The organism is Nocardiopsis sp. CNS-639, assembly GCF_000381685.1.
In the GTDB taxonomy this organism is placed as follows: Bacteria; Actinomycetota; Actinomycetes; order Streptosporangiales; family Streptosporangiaceae; genus Nocardiopsis; species Nocardiopsis dassonvillei.
On sequence record NZ_KB906867.1, the window covers coordinates 111424 to 131639 of the forward strand.

Here is a 20216-nt window from a genome sequence, read left to right on the forward strand (position 1 = left end):
CACGTCACAGGGCGCACAGGTGTCGCGGGCGGGTCGGGAGGGTTACCACGGGACCGCGCACCCCGAAGGGAGGCCCCGTGCGGCGGGGGCCGCCCCTGCACGACGGTATGCGCCTGGCCCCGGGCAAGGACGCGCCCGTGCGGCGGGGGACCGTCCGGACGCCCGTCCCGTCCGGACGGTCCCCCACCTGCGCGCCGGTCCCGGGCCGCGGCCTTCCCCGTCCCGGCCTTCTCCGGCTCTCCGCCCCGGGGACGGGGCCGCCGCGGCGCGGTCGCCCGCGTCCCGGCGGCCCCGTGGCGGGGGTCAGGACACGGCCGGGACGACGTGGCGCCCGTAGGCCTCGATGACCCCGTCCACGTCGTCGTGCATCGCGTACACCGCGAACTGGTCCACACCCGCCTCCCGGAGCCGCTCCAGCTTCTCCACGTGCTCCTCCACCGGTCCGACCAGGCAGAACCGGTCGACGATGCCGTCCGGGACGAACGCGGTGTCGGGGTTGTCCGCCCGGCCGTGGTGGCTGTAGTCGTAACCCCGCCGGGCCCTGACGTAGTCGGTCAGCTCCCGCGGGACCGCGTCGGAGGAGTCTCCGTAGCGGGCGACCAGGTCGGCCACGTGGTTGCCCACCATCCCGCCGAACCAGCGGCACTGCTCCCGCGCGTGGGCCAGACCCCGCTCGGAGCCGTCGGTGACGTAGGCGGGCGCCGCCACGCACACCGTCACCGCGTCGGGGTCGCGCCCGGCGTCGGCCGCGGCCGTGCGCACCGCCCTGACCATCCACTCGGTCAGGTAGGGGTCGGCCAGCTGGAGGATGAAACCGTCCGCCTGGCGGCCCGCCAGCTCCAGGGCCCGGGGCCCGTAGGCGCCCATCCACACGGGCAGGGCGCCGTCGCGGACCCACGGCAGGCGCAGGGCCGCGCCGTCCACGTCGGCCTCCCGGCCCTCGGCCAGGTCCTTGATCGCGCGCATCGCCCGGGACAGGCGTTCCAGGGTGGCGGGTCGGCGGCCCGCCACCCGCATGGCCGAGTCGCCCCGGCCGATCCCGCACACCGTGCGGTTGCCGAACATGTCGTTCAGGGTGGCGAACAGCGAGGCGGTCACCTCCCAGGCGCGCGTGCCCGGGTTGGTCACCATGGGCCCCACGACCAGGCCGCTGGTGCGCTCCAGGATCCGGCTGTAGACGACGAAGGGCTCCTGCCAGAGCACGACCGAGTCGAAGGTCCACCCGTGGGTGAAGCCGTAGCCCTCCGCGCGGACCATCCGTTCGACCAGCAGGTCGGCGGGCGGGTCGGTCTGGAGGACGAGTCCGATGTCCATGTGCTGCCCTCTCGTTCAGACCAGGTACTGGCAGGTGGACCGGGGCACGTACCGGCCGTGCCCGGCCTCGCCCAGGTAGGCGCCGCGGTCCACCACGACCCGGCCGCGCGAGAGCACGGTGCGGGCCCGGCCGGTGACCCGTCTGCCCTCGTAGGCCGAGTAGTCCACGTTCATGTGGTGCGTCTCGGCCGACAGGACCTGTTCGGCGCGGGGGTCGTAGACCACGATGTCGGCGTCCGAGCCCGGGCAGATCGTGCCCTTGGCCGGGTACAGGCCGAACATGCGGGCCGGGGTGGCGCAGGCGATCTCGATCCACCGGCGCCTGCCGATACGGCCCTCCACCACGGCCTGGTGCAGCAGGTCCATGCGGTGCTCGACCCCGGGCACGCCGTTGGGGATCCTGGAGAAGTCTCCCCGGCCCAGGTCCTTCTGCCCGGCGAAGCAGAACGGGCAGTGGTCGGTGGAGACCACGGACAGGTCGTTGGTGCGCAGCGCCCGCCACAGGTGCTCCTGGTGCTCCCGGGGCCGCAGAGGTGTGGAGCACACGTACTTGGCGCCCTCGAAACCGGGCTCGGCGAGGTTGTCGGCGGACAGGAACAGGTACTGGGGGCAGGTCTCGCCGAACACGTTGAGCCCCATCCCGCGCGCCCGGGCCAGCTCCTCCACCGCCTCCCGGGCCGAGACGTGCACCACGTACAGCGGCGCGCCCGCCACCCGGGCGAGCTGGACGGCGCGGTGGGTGGCCTCCGACTCCAGCAGGGCCCTGCGCACCTCGCCGTGGTACCTCGGGTCGGTCCTGCCCTCGGCCAGGGCCTGCTCGACCAGCACGTCGATGGCGATGCCGTTCTCGGCGTGCACCATGGTCAGCGCGCCGTTGGCGGCGCCGCGCTGCATGGCCCGCAGGATCTGGCCGTCGTCGCTGTAGAACACGCCCGGGTAGGCCATGAACAGCTTGAACGAGGTCACGCCCTCGTCGACGAGGGCGTCCATCTCCCCGAGCGAGGACGCGTTGACGTCGGAGAGGATCGCGTGGAAGGCGTAGTCCACCGCGCAGTTGCCCTCGGCCTTGGCCATCCACGCGTCCACGCCCGCGCGCGCCGACTCCCCGGGCCGCTGGATGGCGAAGTCGACGATCGTGGTGGTGCCGCCCCAGGCTGCGGCCCGGGTACCGGTCTCGAAGGTGTCGGAGGAGGAGGTGCCGCCGAAGGGCATCTCCATGTGGGTGTGGCCGTCCACCCCGCCGGGGACGACGTAGTGTCCGGCGGCGTCGATGACCTCGGCGCCGCTGTCGGCCCAGGAGCGGGCGGCGTCGCTGCCGCGCAGCGCGAGCGCGGCCACCCTCTCACCCTCCACCAGGACGTCGGCCTCGGTCTCCTCGGCCGCGGTGACGACCAGGCCGCCGCGGATGACGGTGCGTCGTGCCATGCCGTGCCCCCTCAGCCCTGGACCAGCGGGCCGTAGGCGTCGGGCCTGCGGTCGCGGTAGAAGGCCCACTGCCGGCGGACCTCGTCGACCAGGTCCAGGTCCAGGTCGCGCACGACCAGCTCGGCGGAGGTGTCGGAGGCGACGTCGCCGACGAACTGCCCGCGCGGGTCGGCGAAGTAGCTGGTGCCGTAGAAGTCGTTGTCGCCGTACTCCTCCACGCCCACGCGGTTGATCGCGGCGACGAAGTAGGCGTTGGCCACGGCCGCCGCGGTCTGCTCCAGCTTCCACAGGTGGGCGGACAGGCCGCGGCTGGTCGCGGACGGGTTGTACACCAGCTGGGCTCCGGCCAGCCCCAGGGCCCGCCAGCCCTCGGGGAAGTGGCGGTCGTAGCAGATGTAGACGCCGATGCGCCCGGCGGCGGTGTCGAAGACCGGCCAGCCGAGGTTGCCGGGGCGGAAGTAGTACTTCTCCCAGAAGCCGTGGACCTGCGGGATGTGGTGCTTGCGGTACTTGCCGAGGTAGCTGCCGTCGGCGTCGACGACCGCGGCGGTGTTGTAGTAGAAGCCGGGGGACTCCACCTCGAAGACCGGCAGGACCATGACGATGCCCAGTTCCCGGGCCAGCGCTCTGAACCGGGTGACGGTGGGGCCGTCGGGGACGGCCTCGGCCCAGCGGTGGTGCTCGGGGTCCTGCACCTGGCAGAAGTAGGGGGCGTTGAACACCTCCTGGAAACCGATCACCCGCGCGCCCTGTGCGGCGGCGTCGCGCGCGTGCTCCTCGTGGACGGCGAGCATGGATTCGGTGTCGCCCGTCCATTCGGTCTGGACGAGTGCGGCACGGACGTTGTGCGGCATGTGTTCCTCGTTCCTGCGTGTGCGCCGCCGGGGCGGGCGAGAACGGTTGTTACGTCCGCGTATGTCCTGCTGGCACGGTGGTGCGAGCGGGTGGTGCGCGTGCCGTCGCACCTTAGGTAACGTCGAATGGCCGGTCAATGTCCGACATCCGCGTTCTCCGCGCGCGACCGGGTGAAGGAATTGCGCGATCATGCCCTTACGGGGTGCGGTGTCCTTTCTGTGGCGCGGAGAATTCGGAGGAAAGGACATGTTTTCCGGCTTTTTCCCGCTGAATTTCGGATGAGGACACATACTCCTCCCGGCCGCCGCGCGGTCAGGCGGTGGTGCGGTCCCCGGTGACGGACGCGCCGCCGTGCCCGAGCGCGCCCTCGCTCCGCTCGGCGCGGTCGTCGAAGACGAGGACGATGAGCAGCACCAGGAGGATCCCGATGAGGAACAGGGCGCCGCAGCCCAGGCTCAGGAACAGCCAGGGGGAGTACTCCCCGGCGCCGCCTGGCTTTCCCGGGGAGGGAGGGCCCGAACGGGCGAAGCCGGGCGCGGGCGTCGGCCCCGGGGGCGGCTGCCAGTCGGTGGGCGGCATGCCTGCGGGGGGAGGGCCCGTGGGCGGCTGGTCGCGGTCCGCGGATCCGTCACCGGGACCGTGCGGGGGCTGGCTCATGGCGGGGCCTGGCTTTCTGCTGCGGGCGTCGGCTGGGCGCCGGCGCCGGGTGGCGCCGTGCGGGAGGCGGCGGTGGCGCGCCGCCGCCTCCTAGTGTGGGGGACATGGCACGACTGCTCATCGTTCACCACACGGTCTCGCCCGCGACCCGGCAGTTGCTGGAGGCGGTCCTGGAGGGCGCCCGCGACGACGACATCGAGGGGGTCGAGGTGCGGGCGGAGGCGGCTCTGTCGGCCACGGCCAGCGACCTGCTCGGCGCCGACGCCGTCGTCCTGGGGACCCCGGCCAACATCGGGTACATGTCGGGCGCCCTCAAGGTCTTCTTCGACACGGTCTTCTACCCCGCCCAGGGGACGACCGAGGGACTGCCCTACGCGCTGTACGTGCACGGGGACGACGACGCCTCCGGCGCGGTCCGGGCGGTCGAGTCGATCGCCAAGGGCATGGGGTGGCTGCGGCACCGCCCGCCGGTCATCGTGACCGGCCGCCCGGAGGCACGGGACCGCGAGGCCTGCTGGGAGCTGGGCGCCGTCACCGCCCTCGCCGCCCTGGAGCGCGCCTGAGCGGGCCCGCCACGGGGACCGGGGCCGGTGGCTCCGGATCAGGGGCTCCGACGCGGCACACGGCCCGCGGGCAGCTCCGCGGACCCGCCGCCACGGGGGCGGACGGGAAGCCGGAAAAGGGCGGGAAAGTCTGGGTAAGGGGTTGGCTGGGCCGGTGTCGGATGCGGCGTGGCGGTTTCGCCGACTTCGACCGGCAGGTCAGGATGGGCCCAGGTCGTCGGGGAACGCGGGGGAGCGCACCCTTGCCCCGTCCGGCGCCGCAGACCTTCCGTCCGCCTCTCCACCCGCGACCGCCGTCCCCCGGACGGGACCGGGCCCCCGAACAGCCCCTCCCCAGACACACCGCGTGGCCGCCCACTGGCCCAAGTCCTCAGGCCGCGCGGTGTTTTCTCGCCGGGGCGGCGCCGGTCCGCGGACCGGCGTCAGTAGCCCCGCCAGGCCCCCTGGTGGTAGCCGATGATCCTCGGGTGCATGAGGGTCGACTCCTCCACGTCCTCCTCGCGGCGGTCCTTGGGGAAGACCTGCGCGGCCTCCAGCAGGGCCGGGTCGAGGAAGCTCAGCGGCGGCGCGTCGTCGGGGACGCGCAGCTCGGGCGCGGACCCGGGCGAGGTGAGGTAGAAGCCCCAGTTGCCGAAGCTCGGCACGTCCACGTTGTAGGGGGTGGCCGCCAGGTCCGCCGCCTCCAGGGAGTCGCCCACGCCCCAGTAGGCCTCCGGGGCGAAGAAGGGGGAACCCGCCTGCACGACCATGCGGCCCTCCTGGGACAGGGCGTGGCGCAGGAGCGCGTAGAACTCCACCGAGTAGAGCTTGGCGGTGCCCACGGAGTCCCCGTCCGGGAGGTCGGCGATGATGACGTCGAACTCCTCGCGGTTCTCGCGCAGCCACTGGAAGGCGTCGGCGTTGACCACGTCCACGCGCGGGTCCTCGAAGGAGTCCCCGTTGAGGCCGCTGATCACCGGGTCGGTCGAGGCCAGCTCGATCACGGCCGGGTCCAGGTCCACGAGGGTGGCCGAGGCCACGTCGTCGTAGGCCAGGATCTCGCGCAGGGCCAGGCCGTCGCCGCCGCCCAGCACCAGCACGTCCTCGTGCGGTCCCGCCATCGCCGGGTGCACCAGCGACTCGTGGTAGCGGTACTCGTCCAGGCTGGAGAACTGGAGGCTCCCGTTGAGGAACAGGCGCACGTCCTGGCCGTCCAGGGACCGGGTGAGCACGATCTCCTGGTACTCCGAGCGCTCGGCGTGCACGATCGGGTCGCGGTACAGCGCCTGGCGCGCGTCCACCTCGAACTGGTCGGCGTAGGCGTAGGCCAGACCGAGCACCGCGATGATGAACGCCAGGCCCACGCTCAGGCCCGCGTAGGCCCGCCGGGTCAGCTCCGAGCGGAACAGCCACAGCACCACCGCCACGCCGACGACGGCGTTGAGCGCGCCCACCATCAGCGCGCCCTTGGGCAGGCCCAGCAGCGGAAGCAGCAGGAACGGGAAGGCCAGGCCGCCGATCAGGCCGCCCACGTAGTCGGCGGCGAACAGGTCGGCGACCGCGTCGGAGGCTTCCTGCCTGCGGATGCGCTGGATGAGCGTCATCAGCAGCGGGATCTCCATGCCGATGAGGAGCCCGATGAGGAACGACAGCACCACCAGGGCGGGCTGGTAGGCGGAGAACCAGGCGAACGCCCCGTACAGCAGCAGCACGGACAGTCCGCCGACCAGCGAGAGCAGCCCCTCGATCACCGCGAAGGCCGCGGCGGGGTGCGCCTGGAAGCGCTTGGACAACAGGGAGCCCACGCCCATCGCGAACACCATCACCGACAGGACCACGGAGGCCTGGGTGATGCTGTCGCCCAGCAGGTAGCTGCCGATGGCGACCAGAGCGAGCTCGTACACCAGGCCGCAGGCGGCGCAGACGAACACCGCCAGCAACACGAGGAACCGGGCCGCCCTGGCGGATACCGGCAGTCGGGGCCGTGTGCGGGCGGTGGTCTCAGTCAACGGAACTGCCTTCGTGTGGTGGTGCGGTGGTGCGGTTGCCCGGGGCAGGGGGCCGGTGGGGGGAGGGGCGTCAGGTCAGGGCCGCGGCGATGACGACCGCGATCGCCACGTGCGCGGAGGCGCTCACCCAGGTGGCCGGGTGCGGCTCGTCGTTGCTGATCATCTGGGCGATCTTGGCGGGGACGAGGAGGTCGATCAGCACGAACGACAGCGCCATCACGCCCAGGCCGATCAGGCCGTAGACGGCGGTCGAGAGCAGGCCCGCGCCCAGGCCGATCTCGGACTCGCTGGAGAGGATCGCCGAGGTGACGACGATGGCCGAGCCCAGCGTGTTCGCCGACACGAGCAGGACCGCGTTGCGGTTGCGGTTCTCCCAGATCAGCACGTGCAGCTTGCCGGGGGTGAGGAGGTCGGTGAGGAGGTAGCCCAGCACGAGGATGACGATGCCCACTCCGCCGTAGGCGAGGGCTCCGAGCGCGTTGAGGAGGATCTCGTTCATGGTCCTGTTCGCAGGTAGGGGATTTCGGTTGACGTGTTCGTGACGTGTGGGGAAGGAGACTACTTGCCGAAGCCGCTGCCGCCGCCGCGGTAGTTGCTGCCGCTGCCGTTGCTGCTGCTGCCGCCGCTGTAGCTGCTGCTGTTGTTGTCCCTGTAGCTGCTGCCGCCGCCGGTGCCCCCGCCGAAGAAGAAGAACCCTCCTCCGCCGGAGGATCCCGAGGACCCGTCGCAGTCGTCGTCGTCATAGCCCTCGATCTGGACCACGTCGTCGTCCGGGCAGTAGTTGTTGCTGTTGTTGGAGCAGGCGCTGAGCAGGATCAGGAGCAGCAGGATGACGCCGATCACGACGAACACCGTGATGATGACGTTCCTGTTGCCGTTGTTCGCGGGCTCCTCGTATGCCTTCATGGTGCGGTTCTCCCGGAAGTGGGGGGAAGGGTCACGGTCGAGGTGGTCGTCACCAGCTCGCCGCTCTGGGGGTAGGCGTGCCAGGTGCGCCAGCCGAGTGGTCCGCCGGGGACCAGGTGCAGCGCGGTGACCGCCAGCGGATCGCCGGGGAAGGCGACGAGCAGGCCGCCGGGGGAGTCGTCCACCTCCCGGTGGATCCCCTCCACCCGGCGGGCCAGCTCGGTGCGGGACAGGGACTCCACGCGCGAGCCGAAACGGTAGCCGCCCAGGTCGGGGCGGTCGGCGCTGCCGGGCAGACCGCCGGGGAGGCCGGGCAGGCAGGCCACCGTCTCCACCAGCGGCTCCTCGGGCACCAGGGCCCCGGGCGACGGCTCCGGCGTGACGACCACCTGGTGGGAGGCGCCGAGCACCCTCAGCTCGACCCGGGCTCCCGGCACCCGGACGGTGCGGGCGGCCAGGGGGTCGACCAGCGGGTGGCGCAGGGCCCAGACCAGGTCGTCGGCGCTGGTGTCGACGAAGGGGGCGCTGATGCTCGCGCGCACGTTCCGGTCAGCTCCCCGGGTAGATGGTGAAGGTGCCCGGGGCGACCTTGGTGCCCGTGCTGGCCTCCCAGCGCCCGTGGTCGAAGCGCTCGAAGGACAGCAGCCGTCCGTCGTCGGACTCGTAGTCGGCGTAGTCCAGGCCCCCGGAGGCCTTGAGCCCGGTGGTGCCCTCGGAGCGGTAGGAGCCGGTGCCCTTCTCCTGGAGCCGGTAGACGGTGCCCTCCAGCTCGATGCTCTTGCCCTGGGGGATGATGTCCAGGTCGGGGCGGCCGGTCCACAGGGCCAGCTCCACGTCGGGGTCCTCCTCCACCGAGAGCCAGCGCTTGCCGCCCTCGACCTCCAGGAAGTGCTCGGACCAGGTGAAGCCGCCCTCGGACAGGCGCAGGGTGCCGCGGATCCAGGTCCGCTCGGTGCCCCAGTCGATCATGTCGCCCGCCTTGATGGCGCGCGGGTCGCCCGCGGTGCTGTCGCCCGTGTCGGCGAAGGGGTCCCGCGGCGGCGCGGGGGGCTCGGGGGCCGTTTTCGGTTTCTTGGCGCGCTGCGCGTAGACCAGGACGCCGATCACGACGGCGACGCCGATCAGGATGAGCAGCAGCAGGAGTTCGATGGCCAATGTTCCTCGTTTCGCGGTGGGGCATGGGGGAGCGAGGCCGTGTACGTCCCCTGCCTGCGTGTTCCCCGGGGCCGGGCAATCCTACTGACGCTCTGACGCCGCGTGCGAGGGGCCGGTTCCACATGTGACCAGATCAGGACACGAAAGACGTCCCGCCCGGGAACCTCTCACGGACGGTGGTCGTTGAGAACGGACCCGTGTTCGGGAGCGCGCCTCGGCGCGCTCCCGGAACCGTCCCCGGGACACCGGCGCCCCGCGTCCGGCGGCTCGGGCCGAGGCGCCCACGCCCCGGTGCGCGGGGTTCTCAGGCCCGGGGGTCGCCGGTCTCCACCGGGAGGGTGTCGTCGCCTCCCCAGCGGCTCCACGACCCCGGGTAGAGGCGGGCACCGGAGTACCCGGCGTGCTCCAGGGCGAGCAGATCGTGGCAGGCGGTGACCCCCGACCCGCAGTAGGCGGTGATGGTGTCGGCGGAGTCGGCGCCGAGGGCGGCGAAGCGTTCACGCAGGATTCCCGGGGCGGCCAGGAGCCCGTCATCGCCCAGGTTCGCGGTCCACTCGGCGCTGCGGGCGCCCGGCACGTGCCCCGGCCGGGCGTCGACGGGTGCGGGCCGCTCACCGGTGTAGCGTTCGCGGGCGCGTGCGTCGACCAGCAGGTGCGCCGGATCGCCCGTCTCGGCGCGGACGGTGTCGGTGTGCACGACGCGGTCGGCGGGCCAGGGCAGCGGGGTGCGGTGCACTGGCCGGGGGGTGACGTCGCCCTCCTCCAGTTCGCCGGTCCACGCCTGGATGCCCCCGTCGAGGAAGGCCGCCGGGGTGCCCAGCACGCGCAGCATCCACACCAGGCGGGCGGCCACGGAACCGCCCGCGTCGTCGTAGACCACCACGGAGGAGTCGTCGCCGACGCCGAGGCGGCCGAGGGCGTCGGCGAAGTCGGCCGCGGAGGGCAGCGGGTGGCGTCCGCCCTCGGGACTGGCCGGGGCGGCCAGGTCGGTGTCCAGGTCGGTGAAGACGGCGCCGGGCAGGTGTCCGGCGCGGTGGGCGTCGCGACCGGAGCGCCCGTCGAGGTACCACCGGGAGTCGACGAGGACCACGCGGTCGCGGTGTTCGCGGAGCCAGTCGGCCGACACGGCCACCGGCAGGGTCAGGAGTTCGGACATGGGCACCACACTAGGCGTTCCGTCCCGGCAGGTGGGGAGGGGTGTGCCCGGTGTCCGCCGCCGTACCGGCCCGCGGGAGGGCGCCCGGACGCGGGAGCCGGAAGCGGGCCCGGGGGCGCCGTTCAGGCGCCGCGGACCCCGTCGCCCCGGTCCATGCGGTGGACGCGCAGGATCCACCACAGGCCCAGCACCGGCAGCACCAGCGGGATGAACAGGTACCCGGCGCCGAAGTTCGACCACACCGTGTCGTCGGGGAAGACCCCCGGCAGGAGCAGGCTGACCGTGCCCACCGCCAGCACACCGACCAGTTCGACGCTGCACGAGACCAGCGCGACCCTGCGCGAGGTCCGCCCGGCCCGGGCCAGGCCCACCGCCGCCACCAGGTAGATCACCCCGGCGAGCAGCGAGAGCCCGTAGGCCAGCGGTGCCTCGTCGAACCTCGTGGCCAGCTGGTAGCCCCCGCGCGCGGTCGCGGCGAGCGCGAAAACCCCGTACACGGCGACGAGCAGGCGGCCGGGGCCGGTGCGCAGGGTTCTGTCCCGGGTCGCGGCGGACTCAGACAACGGGGCTCCAGAGCTGTTCGAGGCGGACGAACAGGACGGGCAGGATCAGGCAGGCGAAGGCGATCACCGCCGGGCCCCACCTGCTCCGCTCCATGAAGCCCCACACGGCGCACGCGGGCGGCAGCAGGGCGACCGTGGCCAGGTAGGACACGAACATGGCCGTCTCGGCGGGCCGCTCGCCGCCGACCATGGTGACGACGGTGGCGGCCACCTGTCCGAGCACGAGCAGCCACAGGACCGCCATGCCGACCAGGTGCGGGACCACCATGGGCTGGTCGCGGAAGGTCGAGACGAGGCACCACCCGGCCAACGCCAGTGCCACCATCTGAATCGTCATGGTCAGCCAGTCGACCACGCCGCCTCCGCTCGTCGTCCTCACGCCATGCCGGCGGGCTTCTACGACACAGCGTAGTACGTCGGGGTCACCGGATCGCACCGTCCCCCGGCGGCGGCCGGGTCCAGGCCCGGCCGCCAGCGGAAACGTCCGATTCCGGACAACTCTGACACGGGGCTTGCGAGGCGGCGGTACACCCGCGTCGGATATGGTCCTCGAAGCCGCATGTGTTCCAGCCGGTACACGGCTCAGGCCCGCGGCACATTCCCTCAGGCATCGTGTACGAAGACCGGAGCACCCCGTTGTCCTATCCCCAGTACCCTTCCGGCCCCCAGCAGCCTCCCCACGGTGACGGCACCGGCGGCTACCAGTCCTACGGCGGCCAGCCCGGCTACGGCGCTCCCGGCGGGGGCTACGGCGACCCGTCCGGCGGCCAGCCGCCCTACGGCGGCCCGGGCGGACCGCCTCCCGGCCAGCCCCCCTACGGCGGCATGCCCCCCGGCGGTCCCGGAGACCCCTACAGCCCGCCGCCCGGCGGCCAGCCCCCGAAGAAGGGCATGTCCACCGGCGCCAAGGTCGGCCTCGGCATCGGCGGCGGCTGCCTCGGCCTGGTGCTCATCGTGGTCATCGTCATCGTGATCATCGCCTCCATGGCGGGCGGCGACGACAGCACGTCGACCTCCACGTCCTCGGCCCCCACCCAGCAGGAGGGCACGCAGGAGTCCGAGGGCGGCGCGGCCGAGGAGCCCGCCAACGAGCAGGGCGTCACCCTGACCGCCACCGCCGCGGGCACCGCCGGTGACACCATCGACGACACCGTCTACACGGTGCTCGACGTCGAGCTCACCAACAACGGCGACGAGCCGCTCGACATCAACCCGCTGTACTTCACGACGGTGCTCTCCGACGGAACCGAGCGCACCGACTGGGCCGACGCGATCTTCGCCGACATCCAGCACATCGAGGTCGGCACCCTCGCGCCCGGCTCCTCGGTCTCGGGGCAGATCGCCGTGGTCGGCGAGGTCGTGGTGACCGAGGTCCGCTACGACCCCAGTTTCGGCATGGAGGACCCGATCGTCACGACGGTCCAGTAGTCCACACACGCACCGCGAAGCCCCGGCCGCGCGCCCCGCGGCCGGGGCTTCGCGCTGTGTTCCCGGCGTTCGCCGGTGTCCGGTGTTCGGTGGCCTCCGTCGGTGCCCGGTCGGGTCTCCCGAGGTGTCCGTCCGGGCGTGCGGTGGTCTCCGGTGGGGCGTCCGGGCCCGACGACGGAGCGTCCGGGGGCGGCGGCAGAGCGGTCGGTTCCGGCGGAAGCCGCTTTTTACCGCAAAAGGGATCCTTTTCGCGGCTGGCTCGGATATCGTCGCCGCACGCGCGCGCCCCCGCCCGCACGCGCCCGTCCAGCGCGGTTCCCGCTCCGCCGCTCCCTGCGCATCCCCCGGAGCCTCGCCATGTCCCTGCCCCCGCGTTCCCCCGCCACCGTGTCCACCGGCGGCAAGATCGGCCTCGGGTGCCTGGGGTGCCTCGGCGCCCTGGTCCTGACCGTGATGATCGGCTCCTGCGCCAGTGCGCTGGCCGGAGGCGGCTCCGACCAGGCGGGGCCGCCGCCCCCGGCCGCCACGGTGACCGCGACCGTGTCCGAGACGGTGGAGCCGACCGCCACCGCGACCGAGGAGGTCGAGGTGGAGGTGACGGTCACCGCCACGGAGACCGTCACGGAGACGGTGACCGAGCGCCCGGACGACGGCGGCAGCGGCGGGGGCGGCGGAGGCGACACCGGCGGCGCCCCGGCCTACTACGAGAACTGCGACGCGGCGCGCGCCGCGGGTGCGGCGCCCGTACGCCGCGGCGACCCGGGCTACGGCTCCCACCTGGACCGCGACGGCGACGGCGTCGCCTGCGAGTGACAGGGGGTCGGCCCGGGACCGGTTCCGGGGGCGGCGTCGGAGCGGGCCGGAGCGCGGAGCGCCCCGACCCGTCGGTGCTCCCCCTACGCCGGGGTGGCCTCCTCCGCGGGGGCCTCCGCCTTCGCGGCGCCCCCCGCCAGCGCGCGTTTGATGACGGCGGCCTCCACCTGGTCGACGGCGTGGGCGGTCATCTTGTCGCCGTACCCGGGCAGGGCGCGGCTGCCGACGTACTTGCGGGTCAGTCGCACGGCCTCGGCGGTGGCCTCCCCGTAGTCGCCGTCGACTCCGCCCGCGCCCAGGGTGTCGCCGAAGCCCGCCCGGGTGACCTTGAGCTGGAGGAGCTTGACCGCGTCCCCCGTACTGCCGATCGCGAGTCCGAGCATGTCGTTTACCTCCGTGATCTCCCCGGGGGGCTTTTCGAACGTGCCGTCGCGGACGAGGGCGTAGGCCTTGTCGCCCGGGCACGAGGTGGAGACGAAGTCGCGGTGCCCGAGCACCGTTCCGGCGATCGACGTGTCCGGTTCCATCAGCCACTGGCGGAGCGCGCGCACGGCGTTGATCTGCTCCGGGGTGATGGTGTCCGTGGGACCGGTGGCCAGGGTCACCGAGTAGTGGGAGGTGTTGCCCCCCGGCTGCGCGGCCTGGGTCTTGTACAGCCCCCGGCCTTCAATGACATATCCGTGCGAACAGGACATAAAGGAATATCCGACGTCGGCCCAGCCGCGGGAGGGGCCGGTGTGGAAGGAGCGGGTGTCGCGCCAGTACTTGAGGCAGGCCGAGTGGTCCTTCGCGGCCAGCCCCTGATCGGTGCTGTCGTAGTGGATGACCAGTCCGGATCGGGGATTGGCCCGGGTCGCGGGCGAGGAACCCCATCCCAGATCGGACCGAGAGACGTATTTGCTCGGTCGAGGCATGCCCCCCATTGTGTCAAGTCGACACTCCGAAGGGTAGAGGGGTGATCACTTTGTGTAGAAAATTCCTTGTTGTCGGCCACCCGGTGTGGCGGAGCCCCCGTACCCGGAGCCCTCTGCGGCACGATGGTGGCCGACCCGAACCTGGGAGGTAACCCGTGCGCTCCGCACACACCGCCGACACCGTCCGCGAGGCCGAGCGCGCGCTCATGGCGCGCCTCCCCGAGGGGGCCCTCATGCGCAGGGCGGCCACCGGACTCGCCGCCGAGTGCGCACGGCTGCTGCCCCGCGTGTACGGGGCGCGGGTCGTCCTCATGGTCGGCGGCGGCGACAACGGGGGCGACGCGCTGTACGCGGGCGCCGCGCTGGCCGCCCGGGGCGCGGCCGTGCGCGCCCTGATCGCCGGGCGGCGCGTCCACGAGGGCGGGATCGCCGCCCTGCGGTCGGCGGGCGGGCGGGTCCGCTGGTTCACCGACGCCCTCGCCGACGAGAGCGACCTGTTCGACGCCGACCTCGTCGTGGACGGGCTCGTGGGCATCGGCGGCAGCGGAGGCCTGCGCAGGCCGCACTCCACCCTGGCCCTGCTCGCCGCCAACGCGCCCGTCCCCGTGGTCGCCGTGGACCTGCCCAGCGGGGTGGACGCCGACACCGGCGAGGTGGCCGGGCACGCCGTCCGCGCCGACGTCACGGTCACCTTCGGCACCCACAAGCCCGGCCTGTTCGTCGATCCGGGCGCCGAACGCGCGGGCCGGGTCCGTCTCGTGGACATCGGGCTGACCCCGGAACTGCCAGGGCCCGACCTGGTCAGTCCACAGGCTGCGGACATCGCCTCCCTCCTGCCGGTCGCCGGGGCGGAGTCGGACAAGTACCGGCGGGGCGTCCTCGCCGTCCGCGCGGGCTCCGACCGCTACCGGGGCGCCGCCGTCCTGTGCGTGGGCGGAGCGCTGCGCACCGGGGTCGGCATGGTGCGCTACGGGGGCGGCCCGGCCGTGGTCGACCAGGTGCTCGCCCGCTGGCCGGAGACCGTCGCCAGCCTCCTCGACCCGCAGAACAGCACCGACCTGTCGCCCGGGCGGGTGTCCGCCGTCGTGGTCGGCTCCGGCCGGGGCACGCACCCGGCCAACGCCGACGAGCTCCGAGCGGTCCTGGACAGCGACGTCCCGGTGCTGGTGGACGCGGACGGGCTCACCCTGCTCACCGGGCAGTGGGGCGAACCGCTGTGCGAGCTGCTGCGGGAGCGGAAGGCGCACACGCTCCTGACGCCGCACGCCGGGGAGCTGGCCCGGATGCTGGGCGCGGACCGGGGGGACGTCGAGGCGCGCCGTCTGGAGCACGCGGCCCGCGCCCGCGACCGTCTCGGGTGCACCGTCCTGCTCAAGGGGTCGACCACGGTGATCGCGCACCCGGGGGCCCCGGTGGTCGTGAACCCGACCGGAACGCCGCTGCTGGCCACCGCCGGGACCGGAGACGTGCTGTCGGGGGTGGTCGGCGCGCTCCTGGCCGCCGGGCTGCCCGCGAGGGAGGCGGCGATGTGCGGCGCCTACCTGCACGGACGCGCCGCCTCGCTGGCCCGGGACGGTGCCCCGATCAGCGCGTCCGACCTGCTGGACGCGCTGCCGCTCGCGGTGGCCGAGGTCCGCCGGGCGGTCTGAGACGGAGCCGGGACGGAACCGGGGCGGAACCGGGGTGGAATCGGGCCGCCCGCCCGGCCGCGGGACGCCGTCCCCGGAACACGCACAGCCGAGCCCCCATGGGTTCGCTCCGGTGCGGTCCGCGCGCGGGGCGAGGCAGAAGGGTGCGGGCTCAAGCGCTGTCTGTCCGCCGTTCGCGTGCGGGGCCGGGGGAGGGGTGCCGGACCGCCGTGGGATGCTGGGGTCCCCTCCTCCGGACACGACGGGCATCCCCCATGTTCCCCGCCTCCGCACCCCCGGTCGGTGCCGTGTGAGCACGGCCGCGGTCGTCTTCCTGTCCGTCGCCCTGGCCGGATGCGCCGTCGCCTTCGGCAGCGAACTCTGGCTGATCGCGCGTAAGCGCAGGATCGGCGTGTGGGCGAACCGGTCCGCGCTGGTGCGCTACACCCTCACCGCCTCCGTCATGCCCTGGTCGCTGGTCCGTTTCTGGGTCGGTCTGGGCGTGGTGCTCATGGTGTCCCTGGCGTTCATGGAGACCGGAGCATGGATGCCCGCCGCCATCCTGGGGATGATCGGGGCGTATCGCTCCAAGCGTCCTCTGGACTGCCACCGGCGCGGCCTGGGGCCTGACGGCAGGTCAGATCCCCGTGGGGAGGACCGTCCCCGTTCGCGACCGGTGGTTCTGCGTAGCTGGTGGGGCATGCTCGGCGGCGTACTCCTGGCGCTGCCGTTGCTTGTGCTCACCCTCCAGCTCGGCCGGGTGCGTCTCCCTGAGGAGGGGTTCTTCCAACCGCTGCTGCTGATGCTGGGAGTCCTCGTGGCGGTCATCGCGCTGCCCGCGGTCGGGGGCTGGCTGCTCGGCCGCAGCCTGTTCGTGTACGTACGTCTGGAAGGGACCCACGTCGTCACTCGCGGAGACGGGAACCTCGTGGTCATTCCGGTGGAGCGGATCAGCGGGGTCAGTGCCGAGCGCGGTCTGCTGATCCACACCAACGACGGCGGGGTGTATCCGGCCTTCTCGCTGTTCGGCTCCCGGAACGGCCGGTGGACCAGCGGCGAAGCGGATCGGCGCCGTGCGGAACGCATCATCCGCTTCGTGGACCGGGTCCGTCCCGACGTGCCCGAGATGCCGCGGAACCTCCCCCAGGGGGTGCGGCGCCAAGTGATGGTGAGTCCCGGGGGAGCCTGGGGCGCGGGCGCGGGCGCGCTGTGGCTGGCCCTCGCCCTCCACGTCACCGAGGCCCTGACGCACTAACCCCGATCCCGCGTCGTCCGAGTGCTCAGCGCGCGGGCGGCGTCGATGCCCCGCTGCACGATGTCGGTGATGAAGTAGTCGCCCGGGTCTCGGTCGTCGTGCAACCGGTGCACCAGGGAGTCGTCCACCCACAGGAACTCGGTGTGCTTGCCCGGCTCCAGGCGGGGCGCGTCCAGGTCGCCCTCCACCCGCACCAGGTAGTCCACCTCGTGCCGGGTCAAGCCGTCCCCGGGGTCCCAGTCCAGCCGGAACAGCTCCGCCAGCACCCCGGTCAGCCGCCAGCCGGTCTCCTCCTCGACCTCGCGCGCCAACCCCTCCAGCATGGTCTCGCCCTGCTCGACGTGTCCGCCGACGATGTCCCAGCAGTGCGGGAACACCTTGCGCGTGGGGGACCGGCGCTGGGCGAAGACCCTTCCCCGGTCGTCGGCGATCACCGCGGCCGCCACGTGGGTCCGGCCGTCGGCGGTGTCGGGGAACTCGATCCCGGGGGCCACCGTGATGCCTGTGCTCATGCGTCCTCCTCGTCCGCGGGCGAGCCTACCCCCCGGTCGCGGCGGGGCAGGCGCAGCGTCAGGAGCCTGGCCCGGGGGGCCAGCCCGCGGGCCAGGTCGAACACCGCCTCGGTGCGTGAGTGGTCCTCGTCGAGCACCGAGAACAGGTTCACCCCCAGGTAGAACGTGATCGCCCCGTAGGCCACCTCGCGGGCGGGCAGCAGCTTCCCGAGGGCGGATCCGCCCAGGACCCGGTTCCACTCCTGCTCGATGAAGGCGATCCACGGCTCCGAGCGGTCCCGGATCTGCGTGCGCAGCTCCGGTTTGGTGACGGCGGCGGCCACCAGTTCGGAGAACTCGGTGATGTAGCCGCGCTCCAGGTCGGTCCGGTAGATGAGCATCGCCGCCTCCACCAGCTCCTCCAGGGTGTTCGCCCGCGCCGCGATCTCCCGGTACATGGCCATGCGCTCGGCGCTGGAGCGGTCCAGTGCCGCCAGCAGCAGCTGGTCGACCCCGCCGAAGTGGTAGAAGACCAGCGCCGAGTTGGCCTCCGCGCGCGCGGCGATGGCGCGCGCCGACGCCCCGGCGTAGCCCTCCTCGCGCACGACCTCGCTGGCCGCCGCCAGGAGCCGCTCCCTGGTCTCCTCGCTCGTGCGCCGTCCTCCGCCGCCCTTGGCCATGGCCCTCCTTGCTCTCGGGGAGGTTTTCAGCATACGGTTTAATCGAGTGATTAAACCAAGCGATTTAATCGCATGCTGAAGGAGTTCCCCCGTGCCCCGAAGCGACTCCCCCGCACCCTCCAGGGCGCGCCTGCTGCTCGCGGCCCTGGTCCTGGCCGCCTTCGCCGCCCTGCTGGCGCTCCGGATCCACCACTGGGGCGGCCTGGACCAGACCGCGCTGTTCTACGTCGGCCTGCCCGCGACGATCGCCCTGCTCGTGGTGTTCACCGTGCGGGCCCGCAGCGCCATGGGCGTCACCATGGCCGTCACCACCCTCTGCCTGGCCCTGGCCGGACCCCTGCTCGGTGAGGGCATGGTCTGCCTGCTCATCGCCGCGCCGCTGATCTACGGGGTCGTCGCCGTGGTCACCTGGACGGCCGGGGCGCTCGTCGCCTGGCGGGACCGCTCCCGGCACGCCCTGTTCGCGGTGCCGCTGCTGTTCGTGCTCGCCCTGGAGGGCGTCGCCGGAACCTCCCTGCTGCCCCGGGGGGACCGCGGCGAGGGCCACGTCCTGGTTCCCGCCGCCCCGCACGAGGTCGCCGCCGCCCTGGCCGCCCCTCCCGCCTACGCCGCTCCCGACGCGCTCTTCCTGCGGGCCGTGCCCTTCCCCGAGCCCGTCTCGGCCTCCGGCGGGGGCCTGGAGGTCGGCGACACCCGGCACGTCCGCTTCACCCCGCGCCGCACGCTGGAGCCGGGCGCCGAGCCCACGCCGCGCCACATGGAGCTCCGGATCACCGGGAGCGAGGTCCGCGGGGACGGCGGGCGCGTGGTGTTCGAGGTGGTCGAGGACACCGCCTTCGCGAACTGGATGGACATGCGCCGCGCCGAGGCCGTGTGGCGCGCAGAGGGCGACGGAACCCGCCTGGCCTGGTCCATCGACTACGAACGCACCTACGAGCCCTCGTGGTACTTCGGGCCGATCCAGTCCTATACGACCGACCTGGCCGCCGAGTACCTCGCCGCCACCTTCGGCGCCGCCGCCCTGGAGGGCTCCCGATGATCCCGGAACTGCCCGCGGCGCTGGTCCGCGGCGTCGGCCTGTTCGCCCCGCTGCTCCTGCTGGCCGGACTGTGCCTGTGGCGCGCGCCCCGCCCGCGCGAGGTTGCGGCGATGCTGGTGGCCGGGGCGTGGGCCCTGCTCACGCTCGTCCCGCTCAACCTGTACGCGCTGCGCGCGGGCTGGTGGTCCTTCCACGCCGAGGGCGCGGTGTGGCTGGGCATGCCCGTGGACCTGCTGCTGGCCTGGGCGGTGCTGTGGGGCGCGCTGCCCGCGCTGCTGCTGCGCCTGCTGCCGGTGCCGCTGCTCAGCGGCCTGCTCGTGTGGGTGGACGTCATCGTCATGCCGCTAGCCGAACCCGTCGTGGTGCTGGGCCCGCTCTGGCTGCTCGGCGAGTTCGTCGGCTCCGCGCTGTGCCTGATCCCCGCGCTGATGCTGGCCTACTGGACGCGCACCGGCCAGCTGGTGCACGCCCGGATGTGGGCGCAGGCGCTCCTGGCCTTCGGGGCCATGGTGGTCCTGCCGCTGGCCGCGCTGGACGCCCTGCCCGGTCCGGGCACGGCCTTCGTGGCCGCCCAGGTCCTGGCCCCGGTGTGTCTGCCGGGACTGGCGGCGGCCCGCGAGTTCGCGCGGGTGGGCGGCGGCACCCCGCTGCCCTTCGACCCGCCGTCGCGGCTGGTCACCAGCGGCCCCTACGCCTACCTGCGCAACCCGATGCAGGCCACCGTCGCCGGGGTGTACCTGGTCCTGGCCCCGGTGACCGGCGACCCGTGGCTGCTGCTCGGCGCGCTCGTGGCCTTCGCCTACGGCGCGGGGTTCGCCGCCTGGCACGAGGGCGGTCAGCTGCGGGCGGCGTTCGGCGGGGACTGGGAGGCCTACCGTGCGGGCGTGCGGTCCTGGCTGCCCCGGTGGCGCCCGTGGCCCGGCCGCGCGCCGGGCACGCTGTACGTGGCCGCGGACTGCGCCATGTGCCGGGGCCTGGGCGGCTGGCTGGCCGCCCGCGCGCCGGTGGCGCTGGAGCCGCGACCGGCGGCGGAGCACCCCGAGGTGCTGTACCGCCTCACCTACGAGAACTCCGAGGGACTGCGCTGGAGCGGGGTGTCGGCGCTGGCCCGGGCGCTGGAGCACCTGCACCTGGGGTGGGCGCTCGCGGGCTGGGCGCTCGACCTGCCGGGGGTGCGGCACTTCGCGCAGCTGTGCGCGGATGCCTTCGGAGCCGGACCGCGGCCCTCGCGCGAACCCCTCGGCGAAGGAGGGGGAGGGGAGGAGGCGGGCGCTCCCCGCGGCGGCGGGGCGCCCGCGCCCGGCGCGCGGGTGTGAGTCGGCGGAGAGCGCCGCCCGCGTCGAGCGCGGGCGGCACCTGGTGTTCTTCGTGGCCGGGGCCCTCCTC

22 protein-coding genes are annotated in these 20216 nt (G+C 73.3%); 7 read left to right on the forward strand and 15 right to left on the reverse strand.

Translation table 11 applies throughout. From position 1 onward, the window contains the following. Positions 1-303: 303 nt before the first annotated feature. The 4 genes from G011_RS0120555 to G011_RS0120570 form a co-directional block, all read right to left on the reverse strand. Positions 304-1314, reverse strand: a complete 1011-nt coding sequence (locus G011_RS0120555; RefSeq protein WP_019610115.1) for a TIGR03842 family LLM class F420-dependent oxidoreductase — start codon at positions 1312-1314, stop codon at positions 304-306. A 15-nt stretch (positions 1315-1329) separates the two neighbouring features. Beyond that, positions 1330-2739, reverse strand: a complete 1410-nt coding sequence (gene hydA / locus G011_RS0120560) for a dihydropyrimidinase (RefSeq protein WP_019610116.1) — start codon at positions 2737-2739, stop codon at positions 1330-1332. An 11-nt stretch (positions 2740-2750) separates the two neighbouring features. Continuing rightward, positions 2751-3593, reverse strand: a complete 843-nt coding sequence (locus G011_RS0120565) for a nitrilase-related carbon-nitrogen hydrolase (protein WP_019610117.1) — start codon at positions 3591-3593, stop codon at positions 2751-2753. A 313-nt stretch (positions 3594-3906) separates the two neighbouring features. Beyond that, positions 3907-4251 (reverse strand): hypothetical protein, encoded by a 345-nt coding sequence (locus tag G011_RS0120570; RefSeq protein WP_155979810.1) that lies wholly within the window; start codon positions 4249-4251, stop codon positions 3907-3909. Positions 4252-4355: 104 nt separating this feature from the next. Here G011_RS0120570 and G011_RS0120575 point away from each other — a divergent pair, with 104 nt between their 5' ends. Next, positions 4356-4814 (forward strand): flavodoxin family protein, encoded by a 459-nt coding sequence (locus tag G011_RS0120575; protein ID WP_026338482.1) that lies wholly within the window; start codon positions 4356-4358, stop codon positions 4812-4814. A gap of 422 nt (positions 4815-5236) precedes the next feature. Here the strand turns inward: G011_RS0120575 and G011_RS0120580 are convergent, their stop codons facing one another. The 8 genes from G011_RS0120580 to G011_RS0120615 form a co-directional block, all read right to left on the reverse strand. Continuing rightward, on the reverse strand, positions 5237-6802 hold the full coding sequence (locus G011_RS0120580) for a polyamine aminopropyltransferase (RefSeq protein WP_026338483.1): 1566 nt from the start codon (positions 6800-6802) through the stop codon (positions 5237-5239). Positions 6803-6872: 70 nt separating this feature from the next. Beyond that, positions 6873-7301 (reverse strand): DUF350 domain-containing protein, encoded by a 429-nt coding sequence (locus tag G011_RS0120585; protein ID WP_013156162.1) that lies wholly within the window; start codon positions 7299-7301, stop codon positions 6873-6875. A gap of 59 nt (positions 7302-7360) precedes the next feature. After that, positions 7361-7708, reverse strand: coding sequence for a hypothetical protein (locus tag G011_RS0120590; RefSeq protein ID WP_019610121.1), 348 nt, complete (start codon positions 7706-7708; stop codon positions 7361-7363). Continuing rightward, positions 7705-8250 (reverse strand): DUF2617 family protein, encoded by a 546-nt coding sequence (locus G011_RS0120595; protein ID WP_013156164.1) that lies wholly within the window; start codon positions 8248-8250, stop codon positions 7705-7707. Before G011_RS0120595 ends, G011_RS0120590 begins: the two co-directional genes overlap by 4 nt. Before the next feature lie 7 nt (positions 8251-8257). Continuing rightward, a complete protein-coding gene (locus G011_RS0120600; protein WP_019610122.1) occupies positions 8258-8863 on the reverse strand; it encodes a DUF4178 domain-containing protein in 606 nt (201 codons plus the stop codon). Between the two features lie 304 nt (positions 8864-9167). Then, the gene (locus G011_RS0120605) at positions 9168-10019 is read right to left on the reverse strand and encodes a sulfurtransferase (RefSeq protein ID WP_026338484.1); all 852 of its coding nucleotides are present in this window, start codon (positions 10017-10019) and stop codon (positions 9168-9170) included. Positions 10020-10141: 122 nt separating this feature from the next. Continuing rightward, complete coding sequence (locus G011_RS0120610) at positions 10142-10582, reverse strand: hypothetical protein (RefSeq protein ID WP_019610124.1); 441 nt, start codon at positions 10580-10582, stop codon at positions 10142-10144. Continuing rightward, on the reverse strand, positions 10575-10937 hold the full coding sequence (locus G011_RS0120615) for a hypothetical protein (protein WP_019610125.1): 363 nt from the start codon (positions 10935-10937) through the stop codon (positions 10575-10577). Before G011_RS0120615 ends, G011_RS0120610 begins: the two co-directional genes overlap by 8 nt. A gap of 281 nt (positions 10938-11218) precedes the next feature. Here G011_RS0120615 and G011_RS0120620 point away from each other — a divergent pair, with 281 nt between their 5' ends. Further along, positions 11219-12010, forward strand: a complete 792-nt coding sequence (locus tag G011_RS0120620) for a DUF4352 domain-containing protein (RefSeq protein ID WP_019610126.1) — start codon at positions 11219-11221, stop codon at positions 12008-12010. Positions 12011-12367: 357 nt separating this feature from the next. Further along, complete coding sequence (locus G011_RS0120625) at positions 12368-12823, forward strand: excalibur calcium-binding domain-containing protein (RefSeq protein WP_019610127.1); 456 nt, start codon at positions 12368-12370, stop codon at positions 12821-12823. 83 nt (positions 12824-12906) lie between these two features. Here G011_RS0120625 and G011_RS0120630 read toward each other — a convergent pair whose 3' ends face one another. Continuing rightward, positions 12907-13737, reverse strand: coding sequence for an N-acetylmuramoyl-L-alanine amidase (locus G011_RS0120630; RefSeq protein ID WP_051104391.1), 831 nt, complete (start codon positions 13735-13737; stop codon positions 12907-12909). Positions 13738-13892: 155 nt separating this feature from the next. Here G011_RS0120630 and G011_RS0120635 point away from each other — a divergent pair, with 155 nt between their 5' ends. Both G011_RS0120635 and G011_RS0120640 read left to right on the forward strand, forming a co-directional pair. Then, positions 13893-15386, forward strand: coding sequence for an NAD(P)H-hydrate dehydratase (locus G011_RS0120635; RefSeq protein WP_019610129.1), 1494 nt, complete (start codon positions 13893-13895; stop codon positions 15384-15386). A gap of 289 nt (positions 15387-15675) precedes the next feature. Beyond that, positions 15676-16620, forward strand: a complete 945-nt coding sequence (locus G011_RS0120640) for a hypothetical protein (protein ID WP_019610130.1) — start codon at positions 15676-15678, stop codon at positions 16618-16620. On the opposite strand, the gene G011_RS0120645 is transcribed toward G011_RS0120640, so the two are convergent. Beyond that, a complete protein-coding gene (locus G011_RS0120645; protein WP_019610131.1) occupies positions 16617-17132 on the reverse strand; it encodes an NUDIX hydrolase in 516 nt (171 codons plus the stop codon). The two genes, G011_RS0120640 and G011_RS0120645, sit on opposite strands and share 4 nt — an antisense overlap. Beyond that, on the reverse strand, positions 17129-17791 hold the full coding sequence (locus G011_RS0120650) for a TetR/AcrR family transcriptional regulator (protein WP_019610132.1): 663 nt from the start codon (positions 17789-17791) through the stop codon (positions 17129-17131). Before G011_RS0120650 ends, G011_RS0120645 begins: the two co-directional genes overlap by 4 nt. A 91-nt stretch (positions 17792-17882) precedes the next feature. On the opposite strand from G011_RS0120650, the gene G011_RS0120655 reads away from it, so the two are divergent. Both G011_RS0120655 and G011_RS0120660 read left to right on the forward strand, forming a co-directional pair. Continuing rightward, the gene (locus tag G011_RS0120655) at positions 17883-18830 is read left to right on the forward strand and encodes a hypothetical protein (protein WP_019610133.1); all 948 of its coding nucleotides are present in this window, start codon (positions 17883-17885) and stop codon (positions 18828-18830) included. After that, the gene (locus G011_RS0120660; protein WP_019610134.1) at positions 18827-20146 is read left to right on the forward strand and encodes a methyltransferase; all 1320 of its coding nucleotides are present in this window, start codon (positions 18827-18829) and stop codon (positions 20144-20146) included. The genes G011_RS0120655 and G011_RS0120660 overlap by 4 nt, the downstream gene beginning before the upstream one ends. Positions 20147-20216: the final 70 nt, after the last annotated feature.